Source organism: uncultured Streptococcus sp. (assembly GCF_963516515.1).
Taxonomy (GTDB): Bacteria; Bacillota; Bacilli; order Lactobacillales; family Streptococcaceae; genus Streptococcus.
Genome location: NZ_CAUQCJ010000011.1, coordinates 35,655 through 51,844, shown reverse-complemented (window position 1 = coordinate 51,844; position 16,190 = coordinate 35,655). Strand labels below are relative to the sequence as shown.

Below are 16,190 nucleotides of genomic sequence, written 5' to 3'. Positions count from 1 at the left end.
ATGATGACGATGATGATCATGATGAAGATGCACATGGTCATCACCATGAAGAACATGGTCATGGTTTTGATGCTGATAGAGTCATTAGTGAAGACGCTACTGGTTTCATCATGAGCCATGGCGACCATAATCATTACTTCTTTAAGAAGGATTTGACACCAGAACAAATCAAGGCAGCACAAGATCATTTGAGAGGTAAAACGCCAGTAACACCAAGTCCAGCACATGATGACGATGATGATCATGATGAAGATGCACATGGTCATCACCATGAAGAACACGGCCATAGTTTTGATGCCAATCGAGTTATCAGTGAAGATGATCAAGGATTTGTTATGTCCCACGGTGACCACAATCATTATTTCTTCAAGAAAGATTTGACACCAGAACAAATCAAGGCAGCACAAGAACACTTGAAATCAAATCATCATGTTGAGCTTGTTCAGCCACTCGCTAAAACTGTTGAATCATTCTCTAAAGACGCTAGCGATGAAGAGAAGATTGCTTACATTTCGAAGACCTATGGTGTTCCACTTGAAGCTATTAGAATTTCAAATGGATTCTTTGTCTTTGGAAATCCAGATCAAGCCTACGATCCAACTCATATTCATCCATATGCTGTTCGTAAGGAACATGTTCGACTTCCACTCCAAACTGGCAATCCAGAACTTGATTTCTTGAATGAACTTTATACGACCGCATTGCGTGATGGGGTGTCTCCTTATAGCTTACAGGTAGAAAATGGTAGTTTTGTGATTCCTCATGGCGACCACAATCACTACATCAAGGTTCAAACTAAGGGTTATGAAGTAGCTTTGAAAAACAAGATTCCAGCTCTCCAATCCAACTATCAACCTGGAGATTTTGATGAGAAGGCAGTCTTGGCAAAAGTAGATCAACTTCTAGCTGAAAGTAGAACGATTTATCAAGATCAACCTATTAAACAAAGACAGATTGAGTTGGCTTTGGGTCAATTTACTGAGAGTATGAAGAAACTTGCAACCAACTCTACTGCGGGTTATCTTGCAAGACTTGACCTCTTTGATAAGCAATATATCCATATTGATAAAAGTGTCAAACAAGTCGAAACAAGTGCTTTAGATAAGAAATATCAGGCCTTGATTGATAAAATCAATACACTTGATACTGACTCTTATGGACTTCCGAAAAAAGACCTTCTAGTTCGTCTTCAAGAAGCTAAGTTGGCTAAAGATGAGGCTAGTTTAGCAGCGGTTGAATCACAACTTCAAGCTCTTCAAGACTTTAATGATCGTACTGGTGATACAACAGTGGAATATATCAAGTACTTCTACGAGCATGTAACTGATGGTCGTTTAAGTGATGAGCTTCGTAATAAAGTTGCTAATTTGACTTTGACTTTATATCAATCACAATCTTTCCGTAAGGCTGTGGACTTGAACAAACTGTTCCCAAGTATTTACCAAACAAAACAAGAAGTAGAAGAGGCTTTGAAAAATCAGCCAACTTCTTCAAAAGTAAATGAAACAGTTTTAGATAAAGAAACAGTTGATAGTCAATCTGCTAAGCAAGCAATTTATGAATTCCTGAAAGAGATCTATCCTAATCTTAAGAAGGAGGAACATGTCAATCATGTAAGTAAAGAGCAAGTTGAAACTATCTTAACCAAAGCAGAACAATTCTTAGCTCAAGTGAAAGAAGTAGGAACCAGACAATCTTTGGCAGAAGAAGTAGAAAATCTAAAAGTTGCAGCTAGCAAGGCTGATGCAGACTTGGATGAAATCAATGTCCAAGTTAACGATCTATTGAAACGTATTGTAGCTACTCTGCAAAAAGAGAAAGAGACTGCGCAACAAGATCCACAAATAATTAATCTACATAAACAACTCTATGGATATATCAACTCATTACATAAGTATTTAGAAGATAACAATGGTTCAAATGAAGAATTTGATAAAGTTGATAAACTATTCGATCAGCTTGATGATGATGTGAAAAATAATGATAAAGAAGCTTTACTTGAATTAGCGAAAACAATAGTAGCCTTGACTCAAGAAATCAAGTCTAAATCAAGAGCAAGTGAAGAAGCAACTCCAGCAACAAATGCTAAATCGAATGCTGATAGCACAAGTGCAGAGAATCAACCAATTGCAAGTACAGCAACCGAAGCACCAGTAGCATCTGAATCTAACAGTGATACTGCAAGCGACGAAAGCAAACCAAGCAACACAAGAGATTCTAAACCTGCTGAATCAACTTCAGAAAAGAAAACAATAGAATCTACAACAAGTACTGGAAATCAAGAAAAACCAGCAGAATAAAAAGAAAGGCGAAGTAGCTGAGCTACCTCGTCTTTTCTAGTCTCTATAGGCTACGATGCCAATGATGGTATCAACTGCACGTTCCATGGTCTGAAGGCTGACGTATTCAAAACGTCCGTGCATGTTCTCGCCACCAGCAAAGATATTGGGAGTTGGGATTCCCATAAAGGAAATCTTAGAGCCATCTGTTCCACCACGGATTGGTTCGATAATAGGAGTGATACCCAAATCTTCCATAACAGCTTTAGCAATGGTAATTGGAGTCATGTCTTTTTCAATGACTTCTTTCATATTGTAGTACTGGTCTATCAAGTTTAGTGTAACACGGTCGCTACCAAGTTCTTGATTCATTTTATCAGCGATAGACTGCATAGCTTTCTTACGAGCTTCAAAGGTATCCTTTTCAAAATCACGAATGATGTAGCTAGCACGCGCTTCCTCAACACTACCTGTTACATCCATAAGATGATAGAAACCTTGGTAGCCATCCGTTAACTCAGGACGGTCATTCTCGGGAAGTTGATTATGGAAATCAATTGCTAATTGCAGAGCATTTACCATCTGTCCCTTTGCAGTACCAGGGTGGACATTACGACCTTGGAAATGCAATTCAGCACCAGCTGCTGAGAAAGTTTCGTACTGAAGTTCTCCTAGTGGTCCTCCATCAACAGTGTAGGCAAAATCAACATCAAAATCTTCTGCATCAAATTTATTAGCACCAACACCGATTTCTTCATCTGGACCAAAACCAACACGAATCTCACAGTGTTTGATTTCAGGGTGAGCAGTTAGATATTCAATAGCAGTCATAATTTCAGCAATTCCTGACTTGTCATCAGCGCCGAGCAAGGTTGTTCCATCGGTTGTGATGAGCGTTTGTCCTGTATATTTCTCAAGACTCTTAAAGTCAGCTGGATCCAGTTTGAAACCAGAATCGCCTAAATCGATAACACCACCATTGTAGTTTTCAATCACTTGGGGATTGACTCCTTCGGCATTAAAATCAGCAGTATCCATGTGAGAGATGAAGCCAATCTTACGTGTTAACGATGGATCATTAGCTGGCAAGGTCCCAATCGCAAAACCATTTGGTAGATAATAAACATTTTGTAATCCAACACGTTTCATTTCAGGAATTAGGACATTTGTCGCAAAGTCAACCTGACTCTGCGTACTTGGAGTAGTAGTAGAGTGTTCATCAGAGCGCGTGTTGACCTTAACGTAGGTCAAGAAGCGGTCCAAGAGATTTGGATATGGCATAAAAAACTCCTTTTGAATTCATTTTTTCCATTGTATCATAGAAAGAAGAGAAAAACAAAAGACAGAAGAGTGAGAATATCACTATCTTGGCGTTTACTTATTAGTAGATAAATGATAAAATAAAATTGATAAAAACATCACAAGGAAGTAGTTATGAAAAAAGCAATTTTAATGATGACCTTCGGTTCGCCAGAAGAGATTACCTTTGAAGGTGTGGCTGATTTTTTCACAAATATTCGTCGTGGAGTGAGACCTCAAGATCACGAGATTAAAACCCTTTATGACAATTATGTGCTAATTGGAGGGACCCCTCTGCAAAGAATTACCCGTGAAGAGGTTGCCTTGGTTGAATCTAGGCTAGGTAATGAATACAGTGTCTACTTTGCTAATAAGTTTTCCAGTCCCTTTATTCTAGATGTGATTGGTCAGATGGAAGCAGACGGCATTGAGCAGTGTATTTGCTTGATTTTGGAGCCTCATTATTCTTTCTATTCTGTCATGGGCTATGAGAAATTTTTAGAAAGCAAACAAATTCAATTTTTGGTTATTAAGGATTGGTATCAAGAAGAAGCTCTCTTAAACTATTGGGCAGATGAAATTGCTAAGATTTTAAAAGATGAAGTGAAGCAAGATAGCTTTAAAGTCATCTTTTCAGCCCACAGTGTGCCTATTTTTGCCTTGGATTTTGGTGACCCCTATATCGACCAAATTTTCGAAAATAGCAAGTTAGTCGCTGAAAAACTAGGCTTGAGTTCAGAGCAATATACTAACACTTGGCAGAGTGAAAGTGATATCGGGATTCCATGGATTAAGCCAGATGTTTTGGAGTATCTCAGAGAACAGAAAGAACATCCAGACCATTATATTTTTGTTCCAATCAGCTTCATTAGTGAGCATATTGAAGTCTTGTTTGACAATGATGTGGAATGTTATGACTTGTGTCAGGAATTTGGGGTAAACTACCATCGTCCACCAATGCCAAATACAGATTCTCGTTTGATTGATGCCTTGGTTAATACCGTCAGAGCTAATGAGGACAAAGAATTTAAGGAATTTCTCCCAGAAGAAGAAACCTTTGATGAGTTAGTTCCTTCAGATGAGACGAAAAACATTTTGGCCGAATCTAAAGATTTACAAATGCCAGAATTTGTTAAAAAATTGATTGAGAAAAAAGGTCGTGAAAATGTTAAGATGCCTTATCTTATCAAGAAAATGCTTGAGAAAGCAGGTAAGTTGCCGAAAGAGTAAAGAAAAAGGATTTAGCTTTGTGCTAGATCCTTTTAAACGATTATTTTTTCTCAAGAAGCGCTTTGATTTCTTGAAGTACTTCCAATTCAGTTGGAGCAGTTGGAGCTTCCTCAGCAACTTCTTCTTTTTTAGTAAGGCTTTGAGCTTTTTCCATAGCTTTAATAACGAAGAAGAGAACAGTACCTACAACAAGGAAGTTGATAATAGCACTCAAGAATTTACCATATGTAACACCATTCCATGCAAGCTCAGCGATGTTTTGTACTTTCGCAGCTTTCAAAGCAGGGTTCAATAGAAGTGGAGTGATGATATCATTAACAAATGAAGTAACGATAGCACCAAAAGCAGAGGCAATGATCACACCGACAGCAAGGTCAACAACATTACCACGAAGCAAAAATGCTTTAAGATCTTTTAACATTTTCTTAATCCCCTTTCAAAAATTTTTGCTCTTAATTATATATTAATTGAGAAGAGCTTGCAAGATATATGCCTAGAAATTTTATTTGTTAAAAACATAGACCTTACTTAAAATATAATTAAGAATAATTATCAATAATTGTGCAATTATCGTTTCTATTGCATTTATCTTATCAAGATTTTCATTTACAAATTGCCCTATAATATGAGGGAATTGAGTCACAAACAGAAAAGTAAAGAACAAATCTAACAGAAAAGTAGAAAGGCGAGCAAGAGAAAATTTCACTAAACGGATAAGTCGATTCTTCCTTGTTTGCTTAAATACGATTGTATCATTTGTGATAAAGGCAAAGAGGATACCGATACTATTTGCTAGCCCAGTAGCAAGGAGTTCTTTATGGGTTAATTGATAAATGACTAGTCGTGAGAGAATCGAAACTAGAGTTGTTGCAAGGCCAAAAAAGAGATAGGCTAAGATTTCATTGTTAAGAAATTTTTGAATACAAATTTTCATGTTTTTAGTATAGCATAAAGCAGGCTATTGTGCTATACTAGTAAGGTTGATTGAATCAACCCTTGGTGCTTAGCTTCTTTCACCAAGCATATTACACGCGGGCAACCGCCAAAGGAGAAAAGATGAAAAAATTAACTATTCGTGATGTTGCAGATATTGCAATCGTTGCTGCTATCTATGTCGTTTTAACTGTCACACCACCCCTAAATGCCATCAGCTATGGTGCTTATCAGTTTCGTATTTCAGAAATGATGAACTTTATGGCTTTTTACAATCCTAAGTACATCATCGGAGTTACCATCGGTTGTATGATTGCTAATTTCTTTAGCTTCGGACTGCTAGATGTCTTTGTTGGTGGTGGATCAACATTAGTATTCCTCAGTCTAGGTGTTTGGCTTTTTGCAAAATACAGCAAGGATTATCTCTTTAACGGATTGATTCGAAAAGATCATTTCTTCTTTTCAATCCTCTTTTCAATTTCCATGTTTACAATTGCTGCCGAGTTGAATATGGTAGCGCAATTACCATTTTTCCTTACTTGGTTCACAACAGGAATTGGTGAATTTGCCTCATTAATTATTGGAGCGATTATTATTGGTAAAATTGGTCGTCGAATTGATTTAAGTAAATAGAATTAGACAAGCTGGGTGACTCTTACCTGGCTTTTTCTTATGGAAAATTTCTAGTAAGAAACTTGACAAGCTTTGCTGAATATAGTATACTTTTTAAGTAAGCTGATTTAGCTCAGTTGGCAGAGCGCATCCATGGTAAGGATGAGGTCGCCGGTTCAATCCCGGCAATTAGCATAATATTTACAGGGAAACTCTTGAACACAAGAGTTTTTTCTTATGCCCGCGAGAAAAAATTCTGGCTTTTGTATAATAAAAGTCATCCTGCAAAAATTTTTTATTGACAAAACCACTTATTTCTAGTAATATAATAGACGCGATGAGTCGATAGGTAGTCTTCGGACTACTATTGAGCATAAGGAGGTCATAACGCAGGAGCGGACCTTGATGAGTTGTGTGAACCTGCTCATCACATGAAGATGCCTCTTAGTCCCTGGTCTAGCGACTGGGGATTTTTATTTTTTAAAAAATAATGAAAAAGCTTTGCAATTCATGGAAAAAGTAGTATAATACATCTATTATAGAAATTTTTAGAAAATTCCGAAAGAGGTTATTTATGGGATATACAGTTGCTGTAGTCGGCGCGACAGGTGCTGTCGGAGCTCAGATGATAAAAATGTTGGAAGAATCAACACTTCCAATCGATAAAATTCGCTTACTTGCTTCTGCACGTTCAGCAGGCAAGACTTTGAAATTTAAAGACCAAGATATTACGATTGAAGAAACGACTGAGACAGCTTTTGAGGGAGTTGATATTGCTCTCTTTTCAGCAGGTGGTTCTACATCAGCTAAGTATGCACCATACGCAGTGAAAGCTGGAGCGGTAGTAGTAGATAATACATCTTACTTCCGTCAAAATCCAGATGTTCCTTTGGTTGTTCCAGAGGTCAATGCTCATGCACTTGATGCCCACAATGGAATCATTGCCTGCCCTAACTGTTCAACAATTCAAATGATGGTAGCTCTTGAGCCAGTTCGCCAAAAATGGGGCTTGGACCGCATTATCGTTTCAACCTACCAAGCAGTTTCAGGAGCTGGTATGGGAGCAATTCTTGAGACACAACGTGAACTTCGTGAAGTCTTGAATGATGGTGTGAAACCACGTGATTTGCATGCGGAAATCTTACCTTCAGGCGGTGACAAGAAACACTATCCTATCGCCTTCAATGCTCTTCCACAAATTGATGTCTTCACTGACAATGATTACACTTACGAAGAGATGAAGATGACTAAGGAAACTAAGAAAATTATGGAAGATGATAGCATTGCAGTATCTGCAACATGTGTGCGTATTCCAGTCTTGTCAGCTCACTCTGAGTCTGTTTACATCGAAACAAAAGAAGTGGCTCCAATCGAAGAAGTAAAAGCAGCTATCGCAGCCTTCCCAGGTGCTGTTCTTGAAGATGATGTCGCTCATCAAATTTATCCTCAAGCCATCAATGCAGTGGGTTCGCGTGATACCTTTGTTGGTCGTATCCGTAAAGACTTGGATGCTGAAAAAGGAATCCACATGTGGGTTGTTTCAGATAACCTTCTCAAAGGTGCTGCTTGGAACTCAGTTCAGATTGCAGAAACTTTGCACGAACGTGGATTGGTTCGTCCAACAGCTGAATTGAAATTTGAATTAAAATAGTCATATTGTTTAGGAGTTCAGATGAACTCCTTCTTTGAAATAGAGAGGTGTTTCTCATGTCTTATCAAGATTTAAAAGAGTGTAAAATCATCACAGCCTTTATTACCCCCTTCCACGAGGATGGTTCTATCAACTTTGATGCTATTCCAGCCTTGATTGAGCATTTATTGGCACATCATACAGACGGCATTCTTCTTGCAGGGACGACTGCTGAAAGTCCAACTTTGACCCACGATGAAGAGTTGGAACTCTTTGCGGCAGTTCAAAAGGTTGTTAATGGACGTGTTCCTTTGATTGCGGGTGTGGGTACCAATGATACGCGTGACTCTATCGAGTTTGTCAAAGAAGTAGCAGAATTTGGTGGTTTCGCAGCTGGGCTTGCTATTGTTCCTTACTACAACAAACCTTCTCAAGAAGGAATGTATCAGCACTTTAAGGCCATTGCAGATGCTTCTGACCTACCAATTATTATCTATAACATTCCAGGGCGTGTAGTTGTCGAGTTGACTCCAGAAACCATGCTTCGTTTAGCTGACCATCCAAATATCATTGGTGTCAAAGAATGTACTAGCTTGGCTAATATGGCTTACTTGATTGAACACAAGCCAGAGGAGTTCTTGATTTATACTGGTGAGGATGGAGATGCTTTCCATGCCATGAACCTTGGTGCGGATGGGGTTATTTCTGTTGCCTCTCATACAAATGGGGATGAAATGCACGAGATGTTTACGGCCATTGCAGAAAGCAATATGAAGAAAGCCGCAGCTATTCAACGTAAATTCATTCCTAAGGTCAATGCCCTCTTCTCTTATCCAAGTCCTGCTCCTGTTAAGGCGGTTCTTAACTACATGGGATTTGAAGCTGGACCAACACGCTTACCTCTGGTTCCAGCACCAGAAGAAGATGCCAAACGCATTATCAAAGTCGTCGTAGATGGCGACTACGAAGCGACTAAGGCAACTGTAACAGGGGTTTTAAGACCAGATTACTAATAAGACAATAAAATCCATGACCGAATGAACGATCATGGATTTTTCTTATTTTCCTAAACAGAATTGGCTAAATAGTTGGGTGATGAGTTCATCAGGAGCAGCATCCCCAGTAATTTCTCCAAGGATTTCCCAAGTACGAGTCAAGTCAACTTGAAGCAAGTCAACTGGCATCACTAGTTCAAGACCTTCATTAACAGCTTGTAGGCTTTCAACTGCTTTTTCAATCAGGGAAATGTGACGGGCATTTGACAAGTAGGTAGCATCTTGCTCTACAAGACCAGCATTTTCAAAGAAGAGGTTGTTAATGCGCTCTTCAATCTTATCGATGTTTTGGTTTTTGAGGACTGAAATGCGGATGACATCTTCAGGGAGTTCTGAAGTTTCAATTGCTTCAGGAAGATCAGTTTTATTGAGTAGAATAATACGGTTTGTATCTTGGCTAATCTCAAGAAGTTGTCGGTCTTGGGCAGTTAATGGTTCACTGGCATTTAGCACCAGTAGAACCAAGTCGGCTTCCTTAAGGGCTTTTTTTGAACGCTCAACACCGATTTGTTCAACGATATCATCCGTTTCACGAATACCAGCTGTGTCAATCAACTTAAGTGGTACACCGTTGATGTTGACGTATTCTTCGATGACATCTCGTGTGGTACCAGCAATGTCTGTAACGATAGCCTTGTCCTCACGTAAGAGGTTGTTGAGAAGGCTTGATTTTCCAACGTTGGGACGGCCTATGATAGCCGTGGAAATTCCTTCACGAAGGATTTTACCACGACGGGCTGTTCGAAGGAGATTAGTTAGCAATTGCTCAAACTCCATAGTCTTCTCACGGACAACAGTAGTGGTGGCTTCCTCAACATCGTCGTACTCAGGATAATCAATATTGACCTCAACTTGGGCAAGTGTATTAAGAATTTCTTGGCGGGTATTATTAATAAGATCAGAAAGGGAACCATCTAATTGTTTGACTGCAATGTTCATGGCCTTGTCAGTCTTGGCACGGATGATGTCCATAACGGCTTCAGCCTGAGTCAAGTCAACACGTCCATTTAGGAAGGCACGTTTAGTAAATTCACCAGGTTCAGCCAATCGAGCCCCTTCACGAATCGCTAGTTGTAATATTTCATTAGTGACTGCAATTCCACCGTGGGTGTTAATCTCGATAATATCCTCACGAGTGAAGGTTTTTGGAGATTTCATAGCCCCAATCATAACCTCGTCCATAACTTTACCAGTTTGAGGGTCAACGATGTGACCGTAGTTGAGGGTATGGCTAGCAACCTGACTCAAGTCTTTTCCTTTAAAAATCTTTTGCGCAATAGCAAAACTGTCTGTTCCGCTCAGGCGGACAATACCAATAGCCCCTTCACCTAGTGGAGTAGAGATAGCAGCGATGGTATCAAATTCACGTGTAATCATAATATTTCCTTTAATTAATAGCTCTTTTCTTGGAAATTTTTCCAAGTCTCTTTTCAAATTGTAACAAATTTGGACTATTTCTTCAATGGATGCTACTTGGAGATTGAAAAAGCCTAAGCAATTCTGCTTAAGCTAGCTTATTTGGTGCGCATTTCCCCTTGTGGGAAGTAAGTTCCTTCTGGCATGTCGTTGATGATGACATGGACAGCAGATTGAGGTGCTCCAGTGTTGCGGACAACCGCTTCCGTTACTTCCTTAGCAAGAGCTTTCTTTTGCTCGAGCGTGCGTCCTTCAAATAAATCGATGCGTACAAATGGCATAATAGCTTCCTCCACTAGTTTTTGATTTCTTCTATTTTACCACATTTTGCCGTTTAAAGCTTAAGAAAATTATGATATACTAGAATGTAGCAAAAATTTAGAAATGGACGTGAAGCAAGAAACATGGCACAGTTGTATTATCGTTATGGGACCATGAACTCTGGAAAGACAATCGAGATTCTCAAGGTGGCCTATAACTATGAGGAGCAAGGAAAAGGTGTTGTGATAATGACCTCGGCTCTGGATACGCGTGACGGTGTTGGCTATGTCTCGAGTCGGATTGGCATGAAGCGCCCAGCTATTGCGATTGAGGAAACGACGGATATCTTCGGTTATATCCGAGACCTATCAGAAAAACCTTACTGTGTGCTGGTCGATGAGGCTCAGTTTCTCAAGCGTCACCATGTTTACGACCTAGCTCGTGTTGTGGACGAGTTAGACATCCCCGTCATGGCTTTTGGCTTGAAAAATGACTTTCGAAATGAGTTGTTCGAAGGTTCCAAGTATCTCTTGCTTTTAGCAGACAAGATCGACGAAATCAAGACTATTTGCCAGTATTGCAAGAAAAAGGCGACCATGGTATTACGAACTCAGAATGGACTGCCCGTTTATGATGGTGAGCAGATCCAAATCGGTGGAAATGAAACCTATATCTCGGTTTGCCGTAAACATTATTTTGCGCCAATGATAACCTCTAACAAGGAGCAAAACTATGACAATTGAACTAAGAGATGTTACAATGGAAAATTATTTTGATGTTTTGAATTTGGATGTCAAGGAATATCAAAAACAATTCATTGCAACCAACGCAATTAGTTTAGCTGAAGCATATGTCTACACTAAAAATGGAGATTTTGTAGCTCCATTGGCAGTTTATGATAATGATGCAATTATAGGTTTTGTGATGATAGCTTATGATAAAAAGATCGGAATTAGTAGTGGAAATTATTTACTATTTCGTTTTATGATTGATAAGAATTTTCAAAATCAAGGATATTTTAAACCAATTATGGATAAAGTACTAGACTATGTTCGGACAGCGCCAGCAGGTTTAAGCAATAAACTTTGGTTGTCTTATGAACCAGAAAATGAACATGCAAGATCTTGTTACCTCAGTTATGGATTTAAAGAAACTGGGGAAATATCCGAGAACGAAGTAGTAGCAATCTATGATTTAACAATTGAGAAATAAGGAGAAAAAATGAACATCTATGATCAACTACAAGCTGTAGAAGACCGTTATGAAGAATTAGGAGAATTGCTGAGTGACCCAGATGTGGTTTCGGACACCAAGCGTTTCATGGATCTTTCCAAAGAAGAGGCTTCTACTCGTGATACGGTGACAGCCTACCGTGAGTACAAACAAGTCCTTCAAAACATCGTTGATGCTGAAGAGATGATTAAGGAATCAGGTGGAGATGCGGACTTGGAAGAAATGGCCAAGCAAGAGCTCAAAGATGCCAAGGCTGAAAAAGAAGAATACGAAGAAAAACTCAAAATTTTGCTCCTTCCAAAGGATCCAAACGATGACAAGAACATCATCCTTGAAATCCGTGGAGCGGCTGGTGGTGACGAAGCGGCACTTTTCGCAGGTGACCTCCTAACCATGTACCAAAAATATGCTGAAGCCCAAGGCTGGCGCTTTGAAGTCATGGAGGCTTCTATGAATGGTGTCGGCGGTTTCAAAGAAGTGGTTGCCATGGTTTCAGGTCAGTCTGTTTACTCTAAACTTAAGTATGAGTCAGGTGCCCACCGTGTGCAACGTGTCCCTGTGACAGAAAGCCAAGGTCGTGTACACACTTCGACAGCCACAGTTCTTGTTATGCCTGAAGTGGAAGAAGTTGAATATGATATTGATCCAAAAGACCTTCGTGTTGATATCTACCACGCATCTGGTGCTGGTGGACAGAACGTCAATAAGGTTGCGACTGCCGTTCGTATCGTTCACTTGCCAACCAATATCAAGGTTGAGATGCAGGAAGAACGTACCCAGCAGAAAAACCGTGAGAAGGCCATGAAAATCATCCGTGCGCGTGTTGCTGACCACTTTGCACAAATTGCTCAGGATGAACAAGACGCTGAGCGTAAGTCAACAATCGGTACTGGTGACCGTTCAGAACGGATTCGTACTTATAACTTCCCACAAAACCGTGTCACAGACCACCGTATCGGATTAACTCTCCAAAAACTAGATACGATTTTGTCTGGTAAATTGGATGAAGTTGTGGATGCCTTGGTGCTCTATGACCAAACACAAAAATTAGAAGAATTAAATAAATAATGAAATTAGCTCAATTATTTTCAGATTTTGAAGAAGAGTTGATAAGACAAGGAGAGGAAGCAGAAAGCCTCTCTTTTGTCTATCGTAGCCTAAAAAATCTCTCTTTTACAGACTTTGTTTTTGCCCTCCAGCAAGAGGTGACAGCGGAAGATAAACAATTTGTAGAAGAAATTTTCCAACAGTTAGCAGCTCATAAACCAGCGCAGTATATCATTGGACAGGCAGATTTTTATGGAATGCAGTTAAAAGTTGATGAGCGAGTATTGATCCCTCGTCCAGAAACAGAGGAGTTGGTGGAGCTTATCCTGGCTGAGAATCCTGAGACGAATCTTTCAGTTCTGGATATCGGTACAGGTAGCGGAGCTATTGCTCTTGCCTTAGCAAAAAACAGACAAGATTGGTCAGTGACAGCAGCAGATATTTCACAAGACGCTTTAGATTTAGCTAGTGAAAATGCTAAAAATCAAAATCTTCAAATATTTTTAAAAAAATCTGACTGTTTTACAGAAATTTCTGAAAAATATGATATAATTGTTTCCAATCCACCCTATATCTCTCGTGAAGATGAGTCAGAGGTCGGTTTGAATGTCTTGCATTCGGAGCCTCATCTAGCTCTCTTTGCAGACGAGGATGGCCTAGCTATTTACCGTAGAATTGCGGAAGATGCAAAAGACTATCTCAAAGATGGTGGTAAGATTTACCTTGAAATTGGATACAAGCAAGGTCAAAGTGTTCCTGAACTTTTTAGGAAACATCTTCCTGAAAAGCGAGTTCGAACACTCAAGGACCAATTTGGTCAAGATAGGATGGTCGTGGTTGATGATGGACAGGATTAGACAAGAGTTGGAAAATGGTGGAGCTGTTGTTCTGCCTACAGAGACGGTTTACGGTCTCTTTGCCAAGGCTCTAGACGAAAAAGCAGTTGACCATGTTTACCAGCTCAAACGTCGTCCAAGAGACAAGGCGCTTAACCTCAATATCGCCTCTCTAGAGGACATCTTGCACTTTTCTAAGAATCAGCCAACTTATCTACAAAAACTTGTAGAGACCTTTTTACCAGGTCCGTTAACCATCATTCTCGAAGCCAATGACCGAGTTCCCTATTGGGTCAATTCTGGTCTCGCGACTGTTGGATTTCGGATGCCAAGTCATCCCATCACGATTGATTTGATTAGAGAGACGGGACCCTTGATTGGGCCGTCTGCCAATATTTCAGGTCAGGCAAGTGGGATAACCTTTGAACAAATTCTGAATGATTTTGACCAAGAGGTTTTGGGCCTAGAGGACGATGCTTTTCTAACTGGACAGGATTCTACTATCTTGGACTTGTCTGGAGATAAGGTGAAAATCTTACGCCAAGGGGCCATTAAGCGAGAAGATATTCTTGCTCGGTTGCCAGAGATTTCTTTTGAGGAGGAATGAGATGCTAAGAAATTTAAGAGAAACTGATGTGAAAGCTATATGTGACATTAACCAAGATGCTTTGGGCTATTCTTTTAGTCCAGAGGACACAGCTAGTCAACTAGCTAGATTATCTCAGGATTCACATCATTTCCTACTTGCTTATGAGGATGAACCTAGTCATGCCTTGCTTGGATATGTCCATGCTGAAGTTTACGAATCCCTCTATTCCAAAGCAGGATTTAATATTTTAGCCTTAGCGGTTTCACCTCAAGCACAAGGGCAAGGTATTGGTAAAAGCTTGCTAAAAGGGTTGGAAGAAGAAGCAAAAAGACGTGGTTATGGGTTTATCCGCTTAAACTCTGCCGATCATCGTCTGGGTGCTCATGCATTTTATGAAAAAGTTGGTTATACTTGTGATAAAATGCAGAAACGGTTTATTCGCATCTTTTAGTTTAATTTTTTTATTAGAAAATTAAACTAATGGACTAGTCACACAATAAAGGAGAAGACCTATGATTTTTGACAAAGATGATTTTAAAGCATACGATGCTGATCTCTGGAATGCTATTGCCAAAGAAGAAGAACGCCAACAAAACAACATTGAGTTGATTGCTTCGGAAAACGTAGTTTCCAAGGCTGTTATGGCAGCTCAAGGGTCTATCTTGACGAATAAATACGCCGAAGGCTACCCAGGACGCCGTTACTATGGTGGGACTGATGTGGTAGACGTGGTAGAAACTCTAGCTATTGAACGTGCAAAAGAAATTTTCGGCGCTAAATTCGCTAATGTCCAACCTCACTCAGGAAGCCAAGCCAACTGTGCGGCTTACATGGCCTTGATTGAACCAGGTGATACCGTTATGGGGATGGATTTGGCAGCAGGTGGTCACTTGACCCACGGAGCTCCAGTTAGCTTCTCTGGTCAAACTTACAACTTTGTGTCTTATAGTGTTGACCCTGAAACGGAACTCTTGGACTTTGATGCTATCTTGAAACAAGCTCAAGAAGTAAAACCAAAATTAATCGTAGCAGGTGCTTCAGCCTATTCTCAAATTATCGACTTTTCAAAATTCCGTGAAATCGCAGATGCTGTTGGTGCTAAGCTCATGGTAGATATGGCCCATATCGCTGGGTTGGTTGCAGCTGGTTTACATCCGAGCCCAGTGCCATACGCTCACATCACGACAACAACGACCCACAAAACGCTTCGTGGACCGCGTGGTGGCTTGATTTTGACAAATGATGAAGATCTAGCTAAGAAAATCAACTCAGCTATTTTCCCTGGTATTCAAGGTGGTCCTTTGGAGCATGTTGTTGCAGCTAAGGCTGTTTCCTTCAAAGAAGTTTTGGATCCAGCCTTCAAGGAATATGCTGCCAATGTTATCAAAAACAGCAAGGCTATGGCAGATGTTTTCTTGCAAAACCCTGATTTCCGTATCATTTCTGGCGGAACTGAAAACCACCTCTTCCTAGTTGATGTAACCAAGGTTGTAGAAAACGGAAAAGTTGCTCAAAACTTGCTGGATGAAGTCAATATTACCCTAAATAAAAACTCAATCCCTTACGAAACCTTGTCACCATTCAAGACAAGTGGGATTCGTATCGGATCTGCAGCCATTACTGCACGTGGATTTGGTGAAGAAGAAAGTCGCAAAGTGGCTGAACTCATCATTAAAACCCTTAAAAATGCAGAAAATGAAGCTGTCTTAGAAGAAGTGAGAAGTGAAGTCAAAGCGTTGACAGATGCCTTCCCATTATACGAGGACTAAA

Annotated in this window: 17 protein-coding genes, 1 tRNA gene and 1 riboswitch; of the genes, 13 read left to right on the top strand and 5 right to left on the bottom strand. The window is 39.9% G+C overall.

All coding sequences use genetic code 11. From position 1 onward, the window contains the following. Window positions 1-2,300, top strand: a 2,300-nt coding sequence (locus RYL77_RS03830) for a pneumococcal-type histidine triad protein (protein WP_315009984.1), incomplete at its 5' end; no start/stop codon positions are given. 36 nt (window positions 2,301-2,336) lie between these two features. On the opposite strand, the gene pepT is transcribed toward RYL77_RS03830, so the two are convergent. Further along, a complete protein-coding gene (gene pepT / locus RYL77_RS03825) occupies window positions 2,337-3,560 on the bottom strand; it encodes a peptidase T (RefSeq protein WP_315009982.1) in 1,224 nt (407 codons plus the stop codon). Window positions 3,561-3,713: 153 nt separating this feature from the next. Here pepT and hemH point away from each other — a divergent pair, with 153 nt between their 5' ends. Beyond that, entirely contained in the window at window positions 3,714-4,808 is a 1,095-nt protein-coding gene (gene hemH / locus RYL77_RS03820) for a ferrochelatase (protein ID WP_315009979.1), read from the top strand. Between the two features lie 40 nt (window positions 4,809-4,848). Here the strand turns inward: hemH and mscL are convergent, their stop codons facing one another. Together mscL and RYL77_RS03810 are read right to left on the bottom strand one after the other, a co-directional pair. Next, window positions 4,849-5,229: a large conductance mechanosensitive channel protein MscL gene (mscL, locus tag RYL77_RS03815; RefSeq protein ID WP_315009977.1), complete on the bottom strand. Its 381-nt coding sequence runs from the start codon at window positions 5,227-5,229 to the stop codon at window positions 4,849-4,851. A gap of 81 nt (window positions 5,230-5,310) precedes the next feature. Further along, window positions 5,311-5,742, bottom strand: a complete 432-nt coding sequence (locus RYL77_RS03810) for a GtrA family protein (RefSeq protein ID WP_315009975.1) — start codon at window positions 5,740-5,742, stop codon at window positions 5,311-5,313. A 28-nt stretch (window positions 5,743-5,770) separates the two neighbouring features. Next, a riboswitch (PreQ1 riboswitch) is annotated at window positions 5,771-5,867 on the top strand. Between RYL77_RS03810 and RYL77_RS03805 the strand changes: the two genes are divergently transcribed. The 4 genes from RYL77_RS03805 to dapA all read left to right on the top strand — a co-directional run bounded on the left by RYL77_RS03805 (window position 5,865) and on the right by dapA (window position 8,996). Continuing rightward, window positions 5,865-6,374 (top strand): QueT transporter family protein, encoded by a 510-nt coding sequence (locus RYL77_RS03805; protein ID WP_031237144.1) that lies wholly within the window; start codon window positions 5,865-5,867, stop codon window positions 6,372-6,374. (Overlaps the previous riboswitch by 3 nt.) A 101-nt stretch (window positions 6,375-6,475) precedes the next feature. Beyond that, window positions 6,476-6,548 (top strand) — tRNA-Thr (locus RYL77_RS03800). Between the two features lie 379 nt (window positions 6,549-6,927). Then, complete coding sequence (locus RYL77_RS03795) at window positions 6,928-8,004, top strand: aspartate-semialdehyde dehydrogenase (RefSeq protein ID WP_000542462.1); 1,077 nt, start codon at window positions 6,928-6,930, stop codon at window positions 8,002-8,004. Between the two features lie 56 nt (window positions 8,005-8,060). Continuing rightward, window positions 8,061-8,996 (top strand): 4-hydroxy-tetrahydrodipicolinate synthase, encoded by a 936-nt coding sequence (gene dapA, locus RYL77_RS03790; RefSeq protein WP_268717859.1) that lies wholly within the window; start codon window positions 8,061-8,063, stop codon window positions 8,994-8,996. Window positions 8,997-9,041: 45 nt separating this feature from the next. On the opposite strand, the gene mnmE is transcribed toward dapA, so the two are convergent. Both mnmE and RYL77_RS03780 read right to left on the bottom strand, forming a co-directional pair. Further along, window positions 9,042-10,415, bottom strand: a complete 1,374-nt coding sequence (mnmE, locus tag RYL77_RS03785) for a tRNA uridine-5-carboxymethylaminomethyl(34) synthesis GTPase MnmE (protein ID WP_315009971.1) — start codon at window positions 10,413-10,415, stop codon at window positions 9,042-9,044. Window positions 10,416-10,552: 137 nt separating this feature from the next. Beyond that, window positions 10,553-10,735 carry a 4-oxalocrotonate tautomerase gene (locus RYL77_RS03780; RefSeq protein WP_001117401.1) on the bottom strand — a complete coding sequence of 61 codons (183 nt, stop codon included), beginning with the start codon at window positions 10,733-10,735 and terminating at the stop codon, window positions 10,553-10,555. A gap of 123 nt (window positions 10,736-10,858) precedes the next feature. On the opposite strand from RYL77_RS03780, the gene RYL77_RS03775 reads away from it, so the two are divergent. The 7 genes from RYL77_RS03775 to glyA all read left to right on the top strand — a co-directional run bounded on the left by RYL77_RS03775 (window position 10,859) and on the right by glyA (window position 16,189). Continuing rightward, window positions 10,859-11,458 carry a thymidine kinase gene (locus RYL77_RS03775; protein ID WP_315009969.1) on the top strand — a complete coding sequence of 200 codons (600 nt, stop codon included), beginning with the start codon at window positions 10,859-10,861 and terminating at the stop codon, window positions 11,456-11,458. Then, a complete protein-coding gene (locus tag RYL77_RS03770) occupies window positions 11,448-11,927 on the top strand; it encodes a GNAT family N-acetyltransferase (protein WP_033688835.1) in 480 nt (159 codons plus the stop codon). Before RYL77_RS03775 ends, RYL77_RS03770 begins: the two co-directional genes overlap by 11 nt. Window positions 11,928-11,936: 9 nt before the next feature. After that, window positions 11,937-13,016 carry a peptide chain release factor 1 gene (gene prfA / locus RYL77_RS03765; protein ID WP_001028792.1) on the top strand — a complete coding sequence of 360 codons (1,080 nt, stop codon included), beginning with the start codon at window positions 11,937-11,939 and terminating at the stop codon, window positions 13,014-13,016. Continuing rightward, window positions 13,016-13,852, top strand: a complete 837-nt coding sequence (gene prmC, locus RYL77_RS03760) for a peptide chain release factor N(5)-glutamine methyltransferase (RefSeq protein WP_315009966.1) — start codon at window positions 13,016-13,018, stop codon at window positions 13,850-13,852. Before prfA ends, prmC begins: the two co-directional genes overlap by 1 nt. Next, on the top strand, window positions 13,836-14,438 hold the full coding sequence (locus RYL77_RS03755; protein ID WP_315009964.1) for an L-threonylcarbamoyladenylate synthase: 603 nt from the start codon (window positions 13,836-13,838) through the stop codon (window positions 14,436-14,438). Before prmC ends, RYL77_RS03755 begins: the two co-directional genes overlap by 17 nt. Before the next feature lies 1 nt (window position 14,439). Next, window positions 14,440-14,871, top strand: a complete 432-nt coding sequence (locus tag RYL77_RS03750; protein WP_315009962.1) for a GNAT family N-acetyltransferase — start codon at window positions 14,440-14,442, stop codon at window positions 14,869-14,871. A gap of 61 nt (window positions 14,872-14,932) precedes the next feature. Continuing rightward, entirely contained in the window at window positions 14,933-16,189 is a 1,257-nt protein-coding gene (gene glyA / locus RYL77_RS03745; RefSeq protein WP_315009960.1) for a serine hydroxymethyltransferase, read from the top strand. Window position 16,190 lies beyond the last annotated feature (1 nt).